The organism is Streptomyces marispadix, assembly GCF_022524345.1.
Taxonomy (GTDB): domain Bacteria; phylum Actinomycetota; class Actinomycetes; order Streptomycetales; family Streptomycetaceae; genus Streptomyces; species Streptomyces marispadix.
Genome location: NZ_JAKWJU010000002.1, coordinates 3,253,072 through 3,272,526, shown reverse-complemented (window position 1 = coordinate 3,272,526; position 19,455 = coordinate 3,253,072). Strand labels below are relative to the sequence as shown.

The following is a 19,455-nucleotide window of genomic DNA, read 5'->3' as shown; positions in this document are numbered from 1 at the left end:
TGAACGCGCCCCCAGCAGCCGATGCCGCGGGGGCGCGTTCAAGTGCGCCGGGGGCGCCCGGTGCCCGGTGTCAGTAAGGCGCCGGGCCCCGGTGCCGCTCCACTAGTGCTTTCTCTTGGTGCCCTTGCTGGGGGCCAGCCCGTCCGGGCCTCCGAAGATCCCGTCGTCGCCGTCGTCACCGCCGTCGTCGCCCGGCTTCCCCGGCTGGGCGAAGATGGTGACGGTGTCGCCCTTCTTGCCCTGGGTGTTGGCGGGCGGGTTGGTGGTGAGGACGGTCGCGTCGTTCTCGTCGGGCGCTCCCTGCACCTGCACCTGGAAGCCCGCCTCCTCCAGCGTCTTACGGGCGTCCGCCACAAGCTTGTTGGTGACGTCCGGGACGGTCGCGGGCTGGTTGTCGGGAGCCTTGGCCACGGTCAGCGTGACCTGGTCGCCGGCCTTGGCCTCCTCGTTGGCGGCCGGGTCCTGGGCGAGTACCTCGCCCGCGGCCTTGTCGGGGGCGTCCTGCTCCTTGCGTGCCACCTCGAAGCCGCGGTCCTCCAGCAACTGCTGTGCCGCGTCGAACTGCTGGCCAACGACGTTGGGAACGGCCGTCGTCTGCTCCTGCGCGACGGTCAGGACTATCGTCGACTTCTTCGGCGCCTTGCCGCCGCCGGGCGGGTTCTGCGTCAGTACGGTGCCCGGCGTCTCGTCGGACTCCTGGTTCTTGCGGCGCACTTCGAAGCCGGCGGACTCCAGCTCCTGCTTGGCGTTGGGGAACGACTTCCCCTCCACGTCCGGGACTTGCACCGGACGCGGGCCCTTGGACATGTTCAGGGTGACGGTGTCGCCCCTGTCGATCTTCGAACCCTGCTTGGGGTCGGTGTCGCAGACGGTGTTCTTCTTCTGATCGCAGAACTTGCTGCCGCCCTTGGTGACCTTGAAGCCGCCGTTCGCCGCCAGCTCCTTGGCCTGGGCGTAGCTCTCCCCGGCGAGGTTCGGCACGTTCGTGGTGTCGCCGGGATTGCTGAACAGCGTCCTGCCGATGAAGATCGCTCCGACGAGAATGAAGATCGCCGCGAGCACGAGCAGGATGGTGGAGAGGTTGCTGCGGTCCTGCCCCCGGCGCCGGCCGCCGCCCCTGCCGCCGTCGTCGTAGTAGCCGCCGTTGTCGTCGCGGACGGGCGGCATCATCGAGGTCTGGGCGTCCTGCGCACGCAGCGCCGTGGTGGGCTGGTCGTCGGGGTAGCCGCCGTAGCCGACGGCGCCCATGGCCGCGGTCGCCGCGACGGGCTGGCCGTCGAGGCACGCCTCGATGTCGGCACGCATCTCGTCGGCGCTCTGGTACCGGTAGTCCGGGTCCTTGATCAGCGCCTTCATCACGATCGCGTCCATGTCGGGCGAGATCTCGGGATCGAAGACGGTCGGCGGCTGCGGATCCTCACGCACATGCTGATAGGCCACGGCCACGGGGGAGTCGCCCACGAACGGCGGCCGATTGGTGAGGAGTTCGTAGACCAGGCAGCCCGTGGAGTACAGGTCCGAGCGGGAGTCGACCTGTTCGCCCTTGGCCTGCTCCGGGGAGAGGTACTGGGCGGTGCCGATGACGGCGGCGGTCTGCGTCATCGTCATGCCGGAGTCGCCCATCGCACGCGCGATGCCGAAGTCCATGACCTTGACCTGGCCGGTGCGGGTGAGCATGACGTTGGCGGGCTTGATGTCGCGGTGGACGATGCCGCTGCGGTGCGAGTACTCCAGCGCCTGGAGGATGCCGACGCACATCTCCATCGCGCGCTCCGGCAGCAGTTTGCGCCCGGAGTGCAGCAGTTCGCGGAGGGTGGAGCCGTCGACGTACTCCATCACGATGTACGGAATGGAGACGCCGTCCACATAGTCTTCGCCGGTGTCGTAGACAGCGACGATGGCCGGGTGGTTCAGCGACGCGGCCGACTGTGCCTCTCGGCGGAAGCGGGCCTGGAACGAGGGGTCACGAGCCAGGTCGACGCGGAGCGTCTTGACCGCGACGGTCCTGCCCAGGCGCGTGTCATGGGCGAGGTACACCTCGGCCATGCCGCCGCGGCCGAGCACCGAGCCCAGCTCGTACCGGCCGCCGAGGCGACGCGGCTCTTCCATAGTCTCCAGCCCTCTCCGTTCGTCCGGGCCCGTATCTGACGTACGGCACGGCGGTGTGCTGCTCGGGATACGGTACCCGCCCACACGTGCGGGTCGGTCGTGAGTGAGGTGACGGACGTCACCATTTGCCGTGCCCGCGCGGGAGTTTCGGTCACCTCTCGCGGGGCCGCCGCGGGGACTTCCGGACCGCGGTGTGCACGGGCGTCGGCCGGTGTCGGATTCGTCATCCCTGGTCCTCGAGCACTGCGTTCATCACGTCCTTGGCGACGGGGGCGGCGAGCTTGCCTCCCGCGATGTCGCTGCGGAGAGTGTCGGAGCCCTCGATGACGACGGCCACGGCCACGGGAGCCTCACCGTTCTTGTCCTTCGCGTATGAGATGAACCACGCATACGGGTTCTCGCTGTTGTTCTCGCCGCGCTGGGCGGTGCCCGTCTTGCCGCCGACGGTGACGCCCGGGATCTGCGCGCTGGTGCCGGTGCCCTTCTGTACCACGGTCTCCATGCCCTGCTGGAGTTTCTGTGCGTTCTCGGAGGAGACCGGCTGGCTCATCTCGGTCGGCTTGTGCTGCTCGACGACGTTGAGGTTCGGGGCGACGAGCTGGTCGACCATGTACGGCTTCATCAGCGAGCCGTTGTTGGCGACCGCGGAGGCGACCATGGCCATCTGGAGAGGGGTGGCGCGGTTGCTGGCCTGGCCGATGCCGGCCATGGCGTTCTGCGGCTTGTTGTCCTCGGGGTAGACGCTCTCGGCGGCACGGACGGGGGTGTCCAGCTCCTTGTCGTTGAAGCCGAACTTGTCCGCCGTCTTGATCATTTCCTCGTTGCCGATGCTGTTGCTCATCTTCGCGAAGACGGTGTTGCAGGAGAAGCGCAGCGCGTTGCGCACCGTGGCGTTCTCGCAGGGGATGTTGCCCTCGTTGCCGAGCTTGGTCGTCGAGTCCGGGAGCTGGTACGGGTCAGGGGTGTCGGTCGCCTTGTCCAGGTCGTACTCGCCGCTCTCCAGACCCGCGGCGGCCGTTACGACCTTGAAGGTGGAGCCGGGCGGATAGGTCTGCCGCAGCGCCCTGTTGAGCATCGGCTCGTCCTCGTTCTTGTTCTTCTGGAGCTTCGACCACGCGTCGGTGTCGGAGTCTCCGTTCCCGGCGATCGAGGACGGGTCGTAGGACGGGGTGCTGGCGAGAGCGAGGATGGCGCCGGTCTTGGGGTTTATCGCCGCGACGGCGCCCTTCTTGTCGCCGAGGCCCTCGAACGCGGCTTTCTGCGCCTTGGCGTTGAGCGTCGTGACGACGTTGCCGCCCTTCTGCGGCTTGCCCGTGAGCATGTCGATGGTGCGGTTGAAGAAGAGCCGGTCGTCGTCGCCGGTGAGGATGCCGTCGTTGAGGGCTTCGAGCTGGTTCGCGCCGAAGGCCTGCGAGGCGTAGCCGGTGACCGGCGACCACATCGGGCCGTTCTTGTACGTGCGCTTGTAGCGGAAGTCGCCGCTCTTGGTGTCGGTCGAGCCGGTGATCGACTTGCCGTCGACGATGATGTTGCCCCGCGGCTGGGAGTAGCGCGCGATGGCGACGCGTCGGTTCTTGGGATCGGTCTTGAGTTCGTCGGCCTGGACGAGCTGGATCCAGTTGTCGCGTACCAGCAGGGCGAGCACCAGCAGGCCGCAGAAGATCGCGATCCGGCGCAGTGGCTTGTTCACTGTGCATCACCTCGTGCGGGTAGCCGGTTCACGTGCGCGGTCGGGTTCGTGGCGGTCATGTCCGAGGGGGTCATGTCCGAGAGGGCCGTCTCGTACGGGGTGGCGTACGGGGCCTTCTTGAACACGGCCTTCGTGTACGGGGCGGTCCTCGCGTCCGGGGCCGGGCTCATGGGCGTACCACCTGGGTCATCTCGGCGTCCGGCGAGGGAGCCGGTGCCGGGGCGGGCCGCCGTGCCGTGTCGCTGATCTTCAACAGGATCGCCACGAGCGCCCAGTTGGCGATGACGGACGAACCGCCCTGCGCGAGGAACGGCATCGTCATACCGGTGAGCGGGATGAGGCCCATCACGCCGCCCGCGACGACGAAGACCTGGATGCCGAAGGCTGCGGAGAGGCCGACGGCGAGAAGCTTGCCGAAGGGGTCGCGGGCGGCGAGGGAGGTGCGGATGCCGCGCTCCACGAGCAGCCCGTACAGCAGCAGCATGGCCATCACACCGGCGAGGCCGAGTTCCTCGCCGACGGTGGCGAAGATGTAGTCGCTCTTGGCGGCGAAGCCGATGAGCCGCGAGAAGCCCTGCCCGAGCCCGGAGCCGAGCACTCCGCCGGAGCCGAAGGCCCACAGCGCCTGCGCGGGCTGCTCCGACCCGTTCTGGAACGCCTGCATGGGGTCGAGCCAGTCGTCCACGCGGCTTTGCACATGCGGCTCGAAGCTGGCGACGGCGACGGCGCCCACGACGGTCAGCCCGAGCCCGAAGACGATCCAGCTCGTGCGCTCCGTGGCGACGTAGAGCATCACGACGAAGAGACCGAAGAACAGCAGCGAGGTGCCGAGGTCGGTCTCGAAGACGAGGATGAGGACCGACAGTCCCCAGATCACGAGGATCGGGCCCAAGTCGCGGCCGCGCGGCAGATACAGGCCCATGAAGCGGCGGCTGGCGAGCGCGAGTGCGTCGCGCTTGACCATGAGGTAGCCGGCGAAGAAGACCGCGATGATGATCTTCGCGAACTCGCCCGGCTGCAACGAGCCGACGCCGGGGATCGTGATCCAGATCCGGGCGCCGAAGCGGGCCGGGAAGAACACGGGAAGGATCAGCAGGATCAGCGCCGTCACCATCGAGATGTACGTGTAGCGCTGGAGCACGCGGTGGTCCTTGAGGAAGACCAGTACCGCGACGAACAGCCCGACGCCGAGCGTCGACCACATGAGCTGCGTGGGCGCCGCGGCGCCGCCCGGCAGCGGTTCGAGGTCGAGCCGGTAGATCAGCACGAGGCCCATGCCGTTGAGCAGCGTGGCGATCGGCAGCATCAGCGGGTCCGCGTACGGGGCCCAGCGCCTGACGACCATGTGCGCGACGCCGGCGAGCAGGCACAGGCCCGCGCCGTAACCCAGCATTCCGGCCGGGAGTTCGCCGTCCTTGGCGAGCCCGACGTTGGCGTAGGCGAAGACGGGGATGAGCACGGCGAAGATCAGCAGCGCCAGCTCGGTGTTGCGGCGGCTGGGAAGGCCCCCCGGGGAGACCGTCGTATTGCTGCCGGTGTTGGTCATGATGTTGCTGCTCATAGCTGCCGGAGCCCCCCTACGGCGCGGTGCACTGCTTGGCGAGCTGCTGCTGCTTCTCCGAGAGCTTCGGGCTGGGCGACGGCGACGGGGAGTCGCTCGCCTGGCCCTTGCCGTCGCCGGGCTCGTTGGCCGAACCGGCGCCCTCTGACGGCTTCTTGCCGGCGTCGCCCTGCTTGTCCGGCTCGTCCTTCTTCTTGCCCTCGTCGGCCGGGGGCTGGACGCGCTGCTCGGCGACGATCCGGCAGACCTCGGCCTGAGCCTCCAACTCGTCGGCCTTGTCGCGTGCTTCGCCGGAGCTGCTGGCCGCGATGGTCTCGCGCACCTGGTTGCGCTGGTAGCCCGGCAGGTACTTGAGTTCGACTCCGGGGCGGTCCTGGTAGACCTCGTGCAGGCTGATGCCCGCCAACTCCTGGCTGATGCCCCGGTAGAGCGCGATGTGGTCGTCGTTGGCGCCGACGTAGTACTGGGTCTGGGTCCAGCGGTAACCGCCGTAGAGGCCGCCGCCGACGACGATGGCGACGAGCGCGATCCACACCGACCGGCGCAGCCACTTCCTGCCGCCGCCGTGCTTGACGAAGTCGTCCTCGGTGTACGTGCCGAAGCTGCCCCCGGGCGGACCGGCCAGGTTGCCGCTGCCGGGCGGCCCGAAGCCCTCGCCCCCGGGGTTCTGCGGCGGCACGGACTGGCCCGCGCTGCGGCCGAGTTCGGCGGCTCGCGCGGCGGGCGTACTCATCGCACCGGCACCGCCGAGCGGCGTCTGCGACTCTGCGACCGCGCCGACGACGACCGGGGTGTCGTTCAACTGCCGCCCGAGAGCGTCGTTCTCGTCGACGTCGACGACGTCCGCGACGATGCACGTGATGTTGTCGGGGCCGCCGCCGCGCAGCGCGAGCTGGATCAGCTCCTGCACGGTCTCCTGCGGGCCCTGGTAGCTGGCGAGGGCTTCCTCGATGGTCTGCGGACTGACGACCGTGGGCAGCCCGTCGGAGCAGATGAGGTAGCGGTCCCCGGCTCTCACTTCCCTGATGGACAGGTCGGGTTCGACGTGGTCGCCGCTGCCCAGCGCGCGCATCAGCAGTGAGCGCTGCGGGTGGGTGGTGGCTTCCTCCTCGGTGATCCGGCCCTCGTCGACGAGCTTCTGCACCCAGGTGTGGTCCTGGGTGATCTGCGTGAGCTGACCGTCGCGCAGCAGATACGCGCGCGAGTCCCCTACGTGTACGAGCCCGAGCGCGTGCGTCCGGTCCACAGCAGCGCGGTGAGCGTGGTGCCCATGCCTTCGAGCTGCGGGTCCTCCTCGACCATGACGCGCAGTTGGTCGTTGGCGCGCTGCACGGCGACGCCGAGGGAGGTGAGGATGTCCGATCCGGGGATGTCCTCGTCGAGTTGGACGATGGTGGAGATCACCTCGGAGCTGGCGACCTCTCCCGCGGCCTGCCCGCCCATGCCGTCGGCGACCGCGAGCAGGCGCGGGCCGGCGTATCCGGAGTCCTCGTTGTGGTCCCGGATCATGCCGTCGTGAGATCCGGCGGCGAAGCGCAGTGACAGACTCATGCGCACCTCGCCCGTCGGCTCCGGATACATCCGCACGGTGCCCACCCTCCGGTCGTCATGATCTGTAACTACTTCCGCAGCTCGATGACCGTCTTGCCGATACGGATCGGCGCTCCGGGCTGGATCGGCGTCGGTGTGGTGAGTCGGGTCCGGTCGAGATACGTGCCGTTGGTGGACCCGAGATCCTCGACGATCCACTGGCCGTCACGGTCCGGGTAGATCCTGGCATGCCTGCTGGAGGCGTAGTCGTCATCCAGCACGATTGTGGAGTCGTGAGCACGGCCGAGCGTGATCGTCTGCCCCTGGAGGGCGACCGTGGTACCGGTCAACGACCCTTCTGTGACGACGAGCTTGCTCGGTGCGTTCCGCCCGCGCCCGCCGCCGCCGCGGCGCCCCCCTGCTGCCTCGGGGGCTGCTGGCGCTGCTGGGGCCGCTGGCCCTCGGCCCGCCGTGCCGCGCGCTGCGTCACGCGCGTACCGAACAGATCGCTGCGGATGACCTGCACGGCCACGATGACGAACAGCCACAGTACGGCGAGAAAACCCAGCCGCATGACCGTGAGGGTCAGCTCTGACATGCCCCCGCTTCACCCTTCGGCTTGCCGGTAAATGATCGTGGTGCTGCCCACGACGATGCGTGAGCCGTCGCGGAGCGTAGCGCGAGTGGTGTGCTGTCCGTCCACCACGATGCCGTTGGTGGATCCGAGATCCTGGATCGAGGCCGGGTCTCCGGCACGGATCTCGCAGTGGCGGCGCGAGACTCCGGGATCGTCGACCCGCACGTCGGCCTCGGTGCTTCGGCCGAGAACGAGCGTGGGGCGGGAGATCTGGTGGCGGTTGCCGTTGATCTCGATCCAACGCCTCGTCTCCGCACGGGGCATCGCGCCGCCGCCGGAGCCGGGGGCGTAACCGGGAGGCGGCCCCGCGGGCATCGGCGGTGCGCCGGAAGGCCCGGGGCCCGGCGGGTAACCGCCTTGGCCGCCATAGGCGTTGTTGGGTGCGCCGCCCGCGCGCTGCGGCTGCTGCGAGGCGCTGGAGGCGAGGGTGCGGCTGCGTACGCGGTAGAGCCCCGTGTCGAGTTCGTCGGCCTTCTCCAGGTGGACCTTGACCGATCCCATGAAGGTGTAGCGCTGCTGCTTCGCGTAGTCGCGTACCATTCCGCCCAGTTCGTCGCCCAGTTGGCCGGAGTACGGGCTGAGGCGCTCGTAGTCGGGTGCGCTCAGTTCGACGATGAAGTCGTTGGGCACGACCGTGCGGTCGCGGTTCCAGATCGTCGCGTTGTTGTCGCACTCACGCTGGAGGGCGCCGGCAATCTCCACAGGCTGGACTTCGGACTTGAACACCTTCGCGAAGGTGCCGTTGACCAGACCCTCGAGCCGCTGCTCGAAGCGCTTCAGAACTCCCACGTTGCACCTCCTTCCCAGATGCCCTCGGCTCTAGTGCGCCTCCAGTGTCACCCGGGGGCGCCCGTGCTCTGTTCGTACGTCGGTCCGGTACTGCTTACTGATCGTATCCACGCGCGGCGGTAGCGGGTGGTTCCCCTGTGGGGCCCGACGCAGGAGTGTCACCTCTCACATCCCGCGTGCTTCCGCCCGCACGCCGTCACACCCTCGCATGGATCGCGGTCTCCCCGAAGCCAGTGTCCCGTAGTCGCGCACACACCTGCGGCGCTGATACGGATGTGAAGCCACCACGGCCAGCGTGCTAATCTTTTGGACGTCGGCAGGCGCTCCGCGGAGCCCCGTCGACCGCTCTCCCGCTCAGGTGGGAGGCACCCGATGCGCGGGTGGCGGAATAGGCAGACGCGCTGGATTCAGGTTCCAGTGTCCGAAAGGACGTGGGGGTTCAACTCCCCCCTCGCGCACAGAGAGACACCGACGGAACGGGTCTCTGCCAGTGACGAAATCATTGGCAGGGGCCCGTTTCTCGTTGAGCGAGGCGTCAACCGTCCTTTGAGCTGCGCGATATGCCACGTATCGGCCTTTTCTACCCATAAGGGCCCGTGCTGGGACGATGTCCTCAGCGCGGGCCCCGCTTGATGATCTTCAGTTGCTGCGGCCGGAGTTGATCAGGCCGGGGTGAGTGCCGGGTAGCCGGTCGGTGTTCACGTCCGGTCAACTCCTCGGGGCCGGGCCGGGCTTCAAGGCGTGCGGCCTCTTCACGGGTCGGTGGTGACTCCACCAGTTGCGATGAGGAGGCTCGTACGGGTCGTGACCCTGGTACGGGACGGCGCGCGATAGGTGCCCGGAAGATGCGTCCCAGGGGCGGGCGGTGATCGCACCGCCCGCCCCCTCATCCCTGCCGGTCTACGAGGACGTGGCCGCGGGTTCGGGCGGTACGGCTGCCGCAGGGGTCGCGAGGCGGCCTGAGCGGTGCAGTCCGTACAGGGCCGCGCCGCAGGCGACGCCGACCGCGAGCAGCGCGGCCCAGGGGATCGCGGCGATACCGGCCGCGCGGGCGGCGTCCAGCGCCCCTCCGGTCAGTAGATTCCCGAGCGTGATCCCGATGCCGCAGATGGTGTTGTAGAGCCCGTAATGGGTCGCTACGAGCCGGTCCCTGCAGAGGCGGACGATGGTGTCCATCTCGAAGGGATAGGCGATCATCGTCCCGATGGCCAGCAGCCAGGCGGCGAGGGTCGGGGGCACCGCCGCCAGCAGCCAGCGGCCGACTCCGCCGTCCGGCACGGGAATCGCCGTCGCCGCCAGCAGCGGGACGAACGCCGCCCCCATCGTCAGCAGCCCCAGGGTGAGGGCCTGGCCCGGCGCCATCCGCGTCTTGCACCATGCGGTGATCCTGGTCTGGCCGAGGATGGTGCTCAGTCCGGAGACGGCGAAGAGCAACGCCACCGCGGCGGTGCCGAACGCTCCCTGGCCTCCCAGCCGCCGTACCTCGAGCGGCAGTGCGAGATAGACCTGGAACTGCATGACGTAGAAGCCGATCATGGCGGTGGAGAAGAGCAGGAACGAAGGATTGGCCACGATGCTGCGCCACTGGGCCAGCACGCTCTCCTGCCGTCCGCCGTGGCTGTCCTTCGCGTCGTTGCCCCGGCGGGCGGGCAGCGCCCGGATCTGCACGATGCTCAGCAAGGTGAAGATCCCGGCGGAGACCAGGCAGGTGACCCGGAAGTCGATGCCGGTCAGCAGCATGCCCACCATCGGGCCGAGCAGGATTCCGGCCTGGTAGTAGATGTTGAACAGCGCGAAGGCTTCGATCCGCCGCGGCCCGGCATCCGCGACGAGGTACGCGCGGACGGCCGGATTGAACAGCGCCCCGGCCAGTCCTGTCGCCGCCGACGCCGCCAGGAGGGCGGGCACGGAGTCCACCAGGCCCAGGGTGGCGAAGCCGAGGGTGCGCAGTACGCAGCCGGCGACGATCAGCGGCTTGTAGCCGAGCCGATCGGCCAGAGTGCCGCCCACGAGGAACATGCCTTGCTGGCTGAAATTCCGGATGCCCAGGACGAGTCCGACCAGCCACCCGGCCAGGCCGAGCGTTCCCGACAGGTGCGAGGCCAGGTACGGCATCAGCATGTAGAAGCCGAAGTTGATGGTGAACTGGTTGGCCATCAGCAGTTGCGTGCTGCGCTCGTAGGAGCGGGTCTGCGCGATGACGCCCCTCATCGGCCCTCCTCCTCCGGTCCCGTCACGTCGGCGTCTTCGGGCTCGTGTGCGGCCGCTTCCGGGCGCAGGCCGACGCCCTGGCCCCCCGCTGGGGCCTGGGGGAGAGAGCCAGGGGGTCGACGACGGTGGTACACCGGGACCAGCGGGTGACGTCCTTCTCGTCCGGGCGGCCGATCACCTCCGGCTCGGGTGCGGGGGGCTCGTCGAGCAGTCCGTGGGCGGCGCAGTAGTCGTCGTCGAAGACCGTCCCCAGATAGCGCTGCGGGCCGTCGGGGAAGATCGCCGCGATCCTGGTCCGGGCGGGCAGCGTACGGGCCAGCCACCCGGCGACCAGGGCGACCGCGCCGACGCTCCAGCCGCCGGTGGCGTAGTGGGAGTTGGCCAGTTGGCGGCAGGTCCACACCGCCTCGCCCGGGGCCACCCAGTGCACTTCGCTGAAGCGGTCGTAGGCGACGTTGCGAGGGTAGATGCTGGAACCCAGGCCGCGCATCAGCCGCGGCCGGGCGGCCTGCCCGAAGATCGTCGAACCGATGGTGTCCACGCCGACCAACTTCAGCCCCGGGTAGAGCTGTTGCAGCACGCGGGAGACGCCCGCGGAGTGGCCGCCTGTTCCCACGCTGCACACCAGCACGTCGATGTGACCCAGCTCGGAGGCCATCTCCAGCGCGAGGGGCGTGTAGGCGGAGGTGTTGTCGGGGTTGTTGTACTGGTCCGGGCACCACGACTGCGGGTGCTGCGAGCGCAGTCGGTCCACGCGGTCCCGGCGGGCCTGCTGCCACCCGCCGGTGGGATGCGGCTCGCCGACGACGTCGACCCGGGCTCCGTAGGCGGTCAACAGCCGCGTCATGGAGGCTTCCAGACCCGGGTCGGTGACCAGCGTGACGGGGTGTCCGTAGACCATGCCGGCAAGGGCGAGGCCCAAGCCGAGGGTGCCGCTGGTGGATTCGACGATGCGGGCGCCGGGACGCAGATCGCCTCGTGCACGGGCGCGCTCGACCATGTGCAGGGCAGGACGGTCCTTGATCCCTCCGGGGTTGAAGCCCTCCAGCTTCGCCCAGAATCCGCGCCCGCCACAGGCGAGCGGCTCGGAGATGTGAAGGACGGGGGTGTTGCCGACAAGCCCGGAGAGGGCAGAGCGGGCGGGGGGTGTGATGTCAGTGGTCTGGGAAGGCATGTTCCGCTCTCATTCGATGATGGGCATCGGGTGCTCATCTCGCGCACCGGCCGCCGGGGGCACGGCCAGGAGGCTGTGTCCCTTCACGGCGGCACGCGGCAGTCGCCTCGTGCGGCTGCGTCGAAGCCGGCCTAAATCCGCCACCTGCACACGGCGGTGAGTCTGGAACGGCCGGAGCGAGCGTGGTCGGCGATGTCCGCGGGCGGTGGCCGCGTCGTGCTCGGAGTGACGGCGGCGGCGACCCGTGCCGCCGCGGCCGGAGGAGCAGTCAGCGTCGGCGGGCCCGGCCGGGCTTCGTTGCGACCCTCCTCGTCGTCGGCTCCGAGCAGCGAGCAGGACTCCCCGAAGGGGGGCGCCTTATGGGCCGCGGCCACATCGCCGCTTGAGACTTCGGCAGTGGCCGCAGGGGAACTCCCATGGCCCGGGCCATGGGAGTGCTCGGGACCGTGGAGGAGGACTCCGCAGTCGAAGGCCGCCAGGAACAGACCGCTCAGGAGAAGAGCGAGAAGGCGGCGACGCCAAGCCAGGGCAGGGTGAGCCCTGCGGGCATCGAGGGGGAACGGCACAGTGCCTCCGCGAAGCGACCGTCTCCCGCCCCGGGGGCTGGAAGACGACGGGATACATGGCGAAAGGACGGGGGCGCCGGGACAGCCGGTGCCGCATGAGCGGCGGGCGGCCGCATGGTGTGAACTCGCGTGTGCCACGACCCGGTTGACGGCAGTCGACAGGCTTCGGGCACGGCGCCCCGCGGAGAACCGCCGGAGGCTACATCCGCATCACGGCTGATGCCGTGATGTCCCGCGGCCACGGGTGAGCAGAGACGCCCCCACGTCGGGCAGGCGCCCAAGAGGGCTGCGTGGAGAAGGCAGTTCCTTCCAGGCGCGGGGAGAGGCAAGGGGCATGCACTCCCGGACCCGGCTGCGGCTGGCCCGGCACGCACTCCTGCATGGGGTGCGAGGGGTCATGCTCGTGGTCGTCCTGGCCGGTGGTCGCCCCCGGCTTCGCATGGCCGTCGTCCACAGCGCCGCCGGGCTCATGCGCGTCAACTGACGCGGCGGCCGCCGCACTTGCGGGAGAGAGATGGCCGACGACGCCCTCAGCGCTGACCCCGTGCCCGTAGAGAAGGCCGAACAGCAGCATGGCCACCAACAGCAGACGCCGTGACCCCGCTGACCAGCGGACTCGCGGCACACCGCGCAGCGACCGGGCCGTAACCATGGCGTGATCCTAACGTGTCCCTGACGCGGAGACAGAAGCACCTCGAGAACGCAGCGTGAACAGGAATCGGCAGGAGTCCGGTCCGGCGCCCGCGCCGTCACGCCAGCGGCACTCCCACGGTGATGTGGCGCCGCCGCGTCCCCTCCGGTTGCGCGGCCCCTGGCCGAAGTAGTCGCCCGCTCCGGCAACTTGGCATCGCTCACCGAGAGCGTTCGTCTCGCAGCGGCGCGGGCGGGAGCCAGGCGTCAGGGGTGGCGGTCGCCGCCTGCGCTTGGGCCGCCGCGGCAGGTTTCGCCGACCGGCCCGCGACAACCCGGACCCGTGCCGGGAGTCAGCAGTCCGGGAAGACACGGGAGGACGGCGTCATGACGGATGTGGTCGGGGCTGTTGCCGCGCTGTCGGCGGCTGTGGTGATGGCTCCTGCTCTTGCCCACGCGCTGGAACTGCCCGGCAAGCTGCGTCTGGACCGCGATCACTACTTCGCAGTCCAGCGGATCTACTCCCCGGGATTCACCGTCGCGGGCATGAGCGAGGTGCCGGCCGTCATCATGGCCGCGGTCGCTCTGGCGCTGACCGAGGCGGCGAGCGCGGACTTCACGTTGCGCGCGACCGGGCTCGCGGCCCTCGTCGGGATGCAGGCGGTCTACTGGCTGCGAGTGCACCCCGTGAACGGGTTCTGGCTGGCGGGCGAGGACCTCGACCGGTTCAGCAGGCGCTTCTTCTCGTTCGCGGCGCGGCGCCGGGAGCCGGCAGGAGAGGGCCCCGTGGAGTGGACCACGCTGCGTACCCGTTGGGAGTCCGGGCACGCCGTGCGCGCCGTGCTGTCGGTCGTCGGCGTCGTCGTTCTGGTCGTCGCGCTGGTGTGAACCGGCGACGGGGCGGAGCGCGTGCCAGGCGCCTGCCACTGCGCCTCCGGCTTCCGCATAAGTCACGGGGCGGAGGCGTCACGGCCGCAGGCGGTCGCCGACGGCGAGCGCCGCTGACAAGGCCCTCGCGTCTCCGGCGATCGACGGGTTCAGCAGCCCGGCCGCCGCCCGGCGGAAGCGCCGCCACGTTGTACGCCAAGGCCCCAGTCGTACGCCAAGGCCCAGTCGTACACGAAGTCCCGGAAGAGATCGGACCTGATCGTCACCAGGGCGCGGTCGGAGGGGCGACGGCACCGCAGCAGCCCACGGGTCCCTTCTGACGAGGCGGGGACGCCCGGAGAGCGAAAGGGAATACCCCTCGGGGGTATATCGTTGCCGTGGTGTACGACAGGCATCGGCACATGTCCGACGGAGGACCTCATGAATGCAAACCGTCACACCCAGGCTCCGCACGCCGGTCACGAGCCCTCCGGGCACGCGAGGGCGGGCTCCTCCTGGCGGACCGCTTCGCAGGCGACACTGCACTGCCTGACGGGCTGCGCCATCGGCGAGATCGTCGGTATGGCTGTCGGTACCGCCCTGCTGTGGGGCAACGTTCCCACGATGGTCCTGGCGATCGCCCTGGCGTTCGTCTTCGGCTACTCCTTCACCTTGTACGCGGTCCGCAGAGCAGGCGTGAGCTTCAAGGCGGCCGTCCGTGTGGCGCTCGCCGCCGACACCGTCTCCATCGCCGTCATGGAGCTGGTGGACAACGGGATCATCGCTGTGACTCCCGGGGCCTTGGACGCCCACCTGTCCGACGGACTGTTCTGGTCCTCGCTCCTCGGGGGCTTCGCGGTCGCTTTCGTGATCACCACGCCCGTCAACAAGTGGATGATCGGGCGAGGCAAGGGGCACGCCGTCGTTCACGCCTACCACTGACCAACCAGCCCGGGAGCGGCCCGCACCCCGCGCTGTGCGCGGCACTGCGAGCCGGAGACCAGTGGACAGCCGTACCGCTGCTCTAGGGTCGGCGCCAGGTAGCCGGTGGGCCGGGCCAACTGCCTGAGCGTTCCCCTAAGTTCGGAGTGCAGGTCGTTCAACGGCCGTACGGGGGCGTCGAGTACGGGCTCCCGGAAGGTCCACGAGTTTCCCGTGCGATGCGTGGCTCCGCCCGGCGACCCGGCCGGGCGGGGAGCTCCACGGTCTGAGTGCCGTGATCACTTGGCCGGTCGGGAGCATCCGACCCCGGGTTGTTCCGCCCTTGCTGTCATGTCGACGGCGCACATGCGTAGTGCGACGGCGGGTAGATCTGCACGGTGATCCTGCGAGGGGAGTGCCATGTCCGAGGCGATTCCGCGCAGTGCGGGCGCCGTCGCTCTCACCGTCGTGCTTGTGCTGTGCGCAGGCTGCTCCGGGGACGAGAAGCCCCCGAGGAAGCCGAGCTCGTCCCCGTCGTCCCGCGCGTCGGCGCCGTCCCCTCCCCGCAGCAGTGCGTCCAGCTCCTCATCGCCCTCGGCGCCCTCGACGACGGCCACCGCTCCCGAGGACACGGCACGTGCCACGGCTCAGCTCACCGAGAACTGGGAGACCCTCTTCTCCCCGGACCGGAGCGTGAAGGAGAAGGTGGCCGCGGTGGAGGACGGGCAGACGCAGGCGCTGATGATCGAAGCCTTCGCTCACGATGAGGGCGCTGAGCGGTTGCGCTCACGCGTCGAGGGGACGAGCTACGACTCCGCGACCGAGGCGGAGTTCACCTACACCTTGATGCGCGGTGGCGAAGTGGTGAAGTCGTCCGAGGAGGGCAGTGCCGTGCGTCAGGACGGCACCTGGAAGGTCTCACTGGAGACCATGTGCGCGCTCACCGAGTTCGGCAACGATGTGCCCCGCTCCGCGGAGTGCGACTGAGCGCCCCTCGGAGTCCTCAACTGCCAGGCTGCGGACGGAAAGACGGAAAGACGCCGAAGCCCGGCCCCTCTCACCGGCCCTCGCCCGTGGAGCCCTGGTGCTCCGTGCCGCCGTGCCGATGTGCGCCGTCGTTCCCGCGATCCCGGGCCCTTGTCGTCGCCCGGCTCTCCTGTATGGACAGGCGCCTGTGGAGACGGTACGTAACGTCGGTAAGAGCCGCATGCCCCCCGGTGAGGACGGACGAGATGCGGATGAAACGCCGCGGCATCACCCGGGCGATCGGCACACTCGCGGTGCTTGCCGCCGCCCTGTGGCTGGGAGCGTGGCTCGCGGAGAACTTCTGACCGCGCCGCGTCCGTGGAGCGGCGGCGGGTGGCCTGAGGGGCGCGCGTCAGCTTGGGGCGTGGTGGGCGAGGAGCGCGTGGGGGTCCGCGTCGCCGTCGGGGACGTGGTCGGTGTGGACGGTCGCGGCGGTCAGCCTGGGGACCGCGTGGATGAGGGCGTGCTCGGCCGCCACGGAGAGCCGGTGTGCCTGGACCACGGTCAGGTGCGGGTCGACCACGATGTCCGCCTCGGCGCGTAGGGCGTGGCCGATCCAGCGCATGCGGACCTGCCCGGTGTCCCGTACGCCTTCGACGCGGTGCAGAGCCTCCTCGGCGGCTTCGATCAGCCGGGGGTCCACGGAGTCCATCAGACGGCGGAAGACCTCGCGGGCGGCGTCCTTGAGGACGGCGAGGATGGCGAGGGTGATGAGCAGTCCGACGACGGCGTCGGCCGCTCCCCAGCCGATCGCGGCACCCCCGGCGCCGAGCAGGACGGCGAGGGAGGTGAAGCCGTCGGTACGGGCGTGCAGCCCGTCGGCGACGAGCGCCGCGGAGCCGATCCTGCGGCCGGTGCGAATGCGGTAGCGGGCCACCCACTCGTTGCCGACGAAACCGGTCACCGCCGCGGCGGCAACGGCCCACAGGTGAGTGATCTCGCGCGGGTGCAGCAGCCGGTCGATGGATTCGTACGCCGCCAGCGCAGCCGAGGCGGCGATGGTGATCACGATGACGATGCCCGCCAGGTCCTCCGCCCGCCCGTAACCGTAGGGGTAGCGCCGGTTCGCCGCGCGCCTGCCGAGGACGAAGGCGACGCCCAGCGGCAGGGCGGTGAGGGCGTCGGCCGCGTTGTGGACGGTGTCGCCGAGCAGGGCCACCGAACCGGACAGCGCCACGACGAGGGCCTGGATCACGGTGGTCAGTCCGAGGGCGGCGAGCGACAGCCACAGCGTGCGCATGCCCTCCCGCGAGGTCTCCATCGCCGCGTCGACCTTGTCGGCGGACTCGTGGCCGTGCGGGGTCAGCAGATGGGACGCCCGGTGACGGATTCGGGCCCGACGGCTGTGTCCGCGGTCGTGGCCGTTCCCGTCTCCGTGGCCGTTCCCGTCTCCGTGAACCTTCCCGTCTCCGTGACCGCGGGCGGCTCCGTGTGCGCCGCCGTGACCGTCCCCGTCCCCGTCTCCGTGGCCGTGGGCGTGCGGGGTGTTCCCGGGCCCGTGGTGCCTGCCGGGCGATGCGTCGCGGTGTCCGTGGCTGCCCTTGGGGTGGTGTCCGGTCACGAGGTCGTCTCCTGCTGCTCGGGTCGCGCGGCCGTCGTGGACAGCGCGGTGCCGTCGGACCATTATGTGCGTATGAGCGCACGCATGCATCTATCAGCAGCGCAGGGTTCGCAGCAGCCGGGAGACGGCGAGCGCCTCACGGTCGCTGCCGAGGTGCTCGGGCTCCTGGCCGACCGCACACGGCTGGCCCTGTTGCGGCGCCTGGGAGAGGGAGAGGCGGACGTCGGCACGCTGACGCAGGCGTGCGGGGCGAGCAGGACCTCGGCCAGTCAGCACCTGGCCCGGCTGCGTCTGGCGGGGCTGGTGACCACGCGCAAGGAGGGACGGCGTGTGGTGTACGCGTTGCGTCATGGGCACCTGCGGCGGCTGGTGGACGAGGCGCTCGGCGTCGCCGACCACCGGATCGGGCGGCTGCCGTCCCACGACTGACCGGCGGGCCGATCGGTTCGCCTTCCGGTACCGGGGGTCATGGCCGATGATGGGCCGCCATGCCGCTCACACGTCGAGGAACTTCCGCCCGGCAGGACGGTGACCCGCCGGGCGAGGCTCCGCCGGCTGCCGTACGGGCGGGACTGTTCGCCCTGGTCGGCCTGGCGCTGGGGGTGGCATCCCACCGTCTGCTGTCCGGGCAGACGGTGTCGTGGCCGCGGGTCGTTGCGGCAGGCGGACTGCTCTTCGCCGTCGGCCTGTTCGGCGCGCGGCGCCCGCGTTCCCTCACGGTGGTCACCGTTGCGTGCCTGACCGCGCAGGCGGTGCTGCACGAAGTGCTCGGCGGGCTCCATGTCACGCACCCTGCCCCCGTCGCGAGCGCCCGCGGTCACGGTCACCATTCGGCGTCCGCGGCGGACGGCGGCGGACTGCTCGCCGGGCACGAGGCGTGGCACGTACGGATTCAGCACTCGGCGGCGATGACGGTCGCGCATGTACTGGTCGCGCTTGTCATCGCCGTCGTGATGCACCGCGCCGACGTCGTGTGCTGGTCCGTGGCGGACGGCGGCGCCGGCGCCGTCGCGCTCGTCGTGGCCGGGATCGGCCGCATGTTCTCAGCCTGGGCCTGGACTTCGGCCGGATGCCGGCCCGAACCGGCTCCGCGACCGGGCATGAGCCGGGAGCGGTCGACGGCGAAGCCCTCGCTGCTCGCGGATGTGGTGGTACGTCGCGGGCCCCCGCACGGGTCCGAGATCGCCTGAACCCATGGGGCGGCCGGTGCCACCCGCTTCCACCACATGCTTGGAGCATCACCATGTCCCGAACGTCTCAGGCGGCCCTCGCGGGGCGCGTGGGCCTCGCGGCGGCGGCCACGACCGTCCTCGTGATAGCCGGCGCGGGCCCGGCCGCCGCACATGTCGAAGTCGAGTCCGAAGGCGCCCGCGCGCTCGCGAAGGACGTCACCATCTCCTTCGAGGCCGAATCGGAGTCCGACAGCGCAGGAATCACCAAGCTGGAGGTGACACTGCCCGAAGGCATCGACGCCAAGGACGTCACCTACGAAGACGGCCCTGACGACTGGAAGTTCAAGGCTTCCGGCGACGGATACACCGTGGAGGGGCCCGAGGTCGAGGTAGGGCGGAACGCCGTCTATTCGATCTCCGTACGCCGGCTGCCGGACACCGAGGAACTGGCGTTCAAGACACTCCAGAGCTACGACGACGGCCGCACCGACCGGTGGATCGAACTGCCGCAGCAGGGCGAGCCGGAACCGGAGACGCCCGCACCGGTGCTGAAGCTGGCCCCCGCCGAGTCAGGCGAGGCCACGCGGTCACCGGAGTCCTCCGGCGGCGAGAGTGCCGAGCCGTCTCCCGAGCAGGCCGACGACGCGGCGGCTCCGAAGGACGACGGCGGGCTTCCCACCGCGGTCTGGTTCGTCATCGTGGCCGGCGTCCTCGCCGTACTCAGCGCGGCAGGAGTGCTCCTGACGCGCAAGGGCGCCGGCTCCGGCGACTAGCGGCAGCCGCGTGGGGCGCGGACGGGTTTCGTTCCGTGCCCGAGCTCCCGTGTGATGATCTCCGGCTGCGGCGGCGCGAGTCGATCACGCGGGGCACAGCGTCTGGCGGCGTGGCAACGTCTGGCAACGGTGTAGCGGCCGTGCGCACCGGGACGGTGACGACGTAGAGCAGCGGCAGTGATCCGACGACCGCCGAGAGAAGCGTCGCCAGGGCTCCAGTAGCGCCGCCGTCACGTTC

15 protein-coding genes, 1 tRNA gene and 2 pseudogenes are annotated in these 19,455 nt (G+C 70.0%); 8 read left to right on the top strand and 10 right to left on the bottom strand.

What is annotated here, in order from left to right:
- Positions 1-102 precede the first annotated feature (102 nt).
- The 7 genes and pseudogenes from pknB to MMA15_RS13590 all read right to left on the bottom strand — a co-directional run bounded on the left by pknB (position 103) and on the right by MMA15_RS13590 (position 8,316).
- Positions 103-2,109 (bottom strand): Stk1 family PASTA domain-containing Ser/Thr kinase, encoded by a 2,007-nt coding sequence (gene pknB, locus MMA15_RS13620; protein WP_241059823.1) that lies wholly within the window; start codon positions 2,107-2,109, stop codon positions 103-105.
- 223 nt (positions 2,110-2,332) lie between these two features.
- Positions 2,333-3,799 (bottom strand): peptidoglycan D,D-transpeptidase FtsI family protein, encoded by a 1,467-nt coding sequence (locus MMA15_RS13615; protein WP_241059822.1) that lies wholly within the window; start codon positions 3,797-3,799, stop codon positions 2,333-2,335.
- Positions 3,796-3,969 carry a hypothetical protein gene (locus tag MMA15_RS13610; RefSeq protein WP_241059820.1) on the bottom strand — a complete coding sequence of 58 codons (174 nt, stop codon included), beginning with the start codon at positions 3,967-3,969 and terminating at the stop codon, positions 3,796-3,798. Before MMA15_RS13610 ends, MMA15_RS13615 begins: the two co-directional genes overlap by 4 nt.
- On the bottom strand, positions 3,966-5,360 hold the full coding sequence (locus MMA15_RS13605; RefSeq protein WP_241059818.1) for an FtsW/RodA/SpoVE family cell cycle protein: 1,395 nt from the start codon (positions 5,358-5,360) through the stop codon (positions 3,966-3,968). Before MMA15_RS13605 ends, MMA15_RS13610 begins: the two co-directional genes overlap by 4 nt.
- Positions 5,361-5,376: 16 nt before the next feature.
- Positions 5,377-6,911, bottom strand: a pseudogene (locus MMA15_RS13600) (Stp1/IreP family PP2C-type Ser/Thr phosphatase).
- Positions 6,912-6,979: 68 nt separating this feature from the next.
- Positions 6,980-7,488 (bottom strand): annotated as a pseudogene (locus MMA15_RS13595) (FHA domain-containing protein FhaB/FipA).
- A gap of 9 nt (positions 7,489-7,497) precedes the next feature.
- A complete protein-coding gene (locus MMA15_RS13590) occupies positions 7,498-8,316 on the bottom strand; it encodes an FHA domain-containing protein (RefSeq protein ID WP_241059816.1) in 819 nt (272 codons plus the stop codon).
- A 374-nt stretch (positions 8,317-8,690) separates the two neighbouring features.
- On the opposite strand from MMA15_RS13590, the gene MMA15_RS13585 reads away from it, so the two are divergent.
- Positions 8,691-8,774: transfer RNA gene (locus MMA15_RS13585), tRNA-Leu, on the top strand.
- Positions 8,775-9,216: 442 nt separating this feature from the next.
- On the opposite strand, the gene MMA15_RS13580 is transcribed toward MMA15_RS13585, so the two are convergent.
- Positions 9,217-10,527 carry an MFS transporter gene (locus MMA15_RS13580; protein WP_241059814.1) on the bottom strand — a complete coding sequence of 437 codons (1,311 nt, stop codon included), beginning with the start codon at positions 10,525-10,527 and terminating at the stop codon, positions 9,217-9,219.
- Positions 10,528-10,549: 22 nt separating this feature from the next.
- The gene (locus MMA15_RS13575) at positions 10,550-11,701 is read right to left on the bottom strand and encodes a PLP-dependent cysteine synthase family protein (RefSeq protein WP_241059812.1); all 1,152 of its coding nucleotides are present in this window, start codon (positions 11,699-11,701) and stop codon (positions 10,550-10,552) included.
- A 900-nt stretch (positions 11,702-12,601) separates the two neighbouring features.
- Here MMA15_RS13575 and MMA15_RS13570 point away from each other — a divergent pair.
- The 4 genes from MMA15_RS13570 (at position 12,602) to MMA15_RS13555 (ending at position 15,672) form a co-directional block, all read left to right on the top strand.
- Positions 12,602-12,751, top strand: a complete 150-nt coding sequence (locus MMA15_RS13570) for a hypothetical protein (protein WP_241059810.1) — start codon at positions 12,602-12,604, stop codon at positions 12,749-12,751.
- Positions 12,752-13,284: 533 nt separating this feature from the next.
- On the top strand, positions 13,285-13,785 hold the full coding sequence (locus tag MMA15_RS13565; RefSeq protein ID WP_241059808.1) for an anthrone oxygenase family protein: 501 nt from the start codon (positions 13,285-13,287) through the stop codon (positions 13,783-13,785).
- Between the two features lie 420 nt (positions 13,786-14,205).
- A complete protein-coding gene (locus MMA15_RS13560; protein ID WP_241059807.1) occupies positions 14,206-14,706 on the top strand; it encodes a DUF4396 domain-containing protein in 501 nt (166 codons plus the stop codon).
- Between the two features lie 399 nt (positions 14,707-15,105).
- A complete protein-coding gene (locus MMA15_RS13555; RefSeq protein WP_241059805.1) occupies positions 15,106-15,672 on the top strand; it encodes an MTB12 C-terminal domain-containing protein in 567 nt (188 codons plus the stop codon).
- A gap of 391 nt (positions 15,673-16,063) precedes the next feature.
- On the opposite strand, the gene MMA15_RS13550 is transcribed toward MMA15_RS13555, so the two are convergent.
- Positions 16,064-17,272 (bottom strand): cation diffusion facilitator family transporter, encoded by a 1,209-nt coding sequence (locus MMA15_RS13550; RefSeq protein ID WP_241059803.1) that lies wholly within the window; start codon positions 17,270-17,272, stop codon positions 16,064-16,066.
- 72 nt (positions 17,273-17,344) lie between these two features.
- Between MMA15_RS13550 and MMA15_RS13545 the strand changes: the two genes are divergently transcribed.
- From MMA15_RS13545 to MMA15_RS13535, 3 genes are read left to right on the top strand one after another with little or no spacing between them, the layout of a single operon-like run.
- Positions 17,345-17,701 carry an ArsR/SmtB family transcription factor gene (locus tag MMA15_RS13545; protein WP_241059801.1) on the top strand — a complete coding sequence of 119 codons (357 nt, stop codon included), beginning with the start codon at positions 17,345-17,347 and terminating at the stop codon, positions 17,699-17,701.
- A 59-nt stretch (positions 17,702-17,760) separates the two neighbouring features.
- The gene (locus MMA15_RS13540) at positions 17,761-18,462 is read left to right on the top strand and encodes a hypothetical protein (protein ID WP_241059799.1); all 702 of its coding nucleotides are present in this window, start codon (positions 17,761-17,763) and stop codon (positions 18,460-18,462) included.
- Between the two features lie 53 nt (positions 18,463-18,515).
- Positions 18,516-19,217, top strand: a complete 702-nt coding sequence (locus MMA15_RS13535; RefSeq protein WP_241059797.1) for a DUF1775 domain-containing protein — start codon at positions 18,516-18,518, stop codon at positions 19,215-19,217.
- Positions 19,218-19,455: the final 238 nt, after the last annotated feature.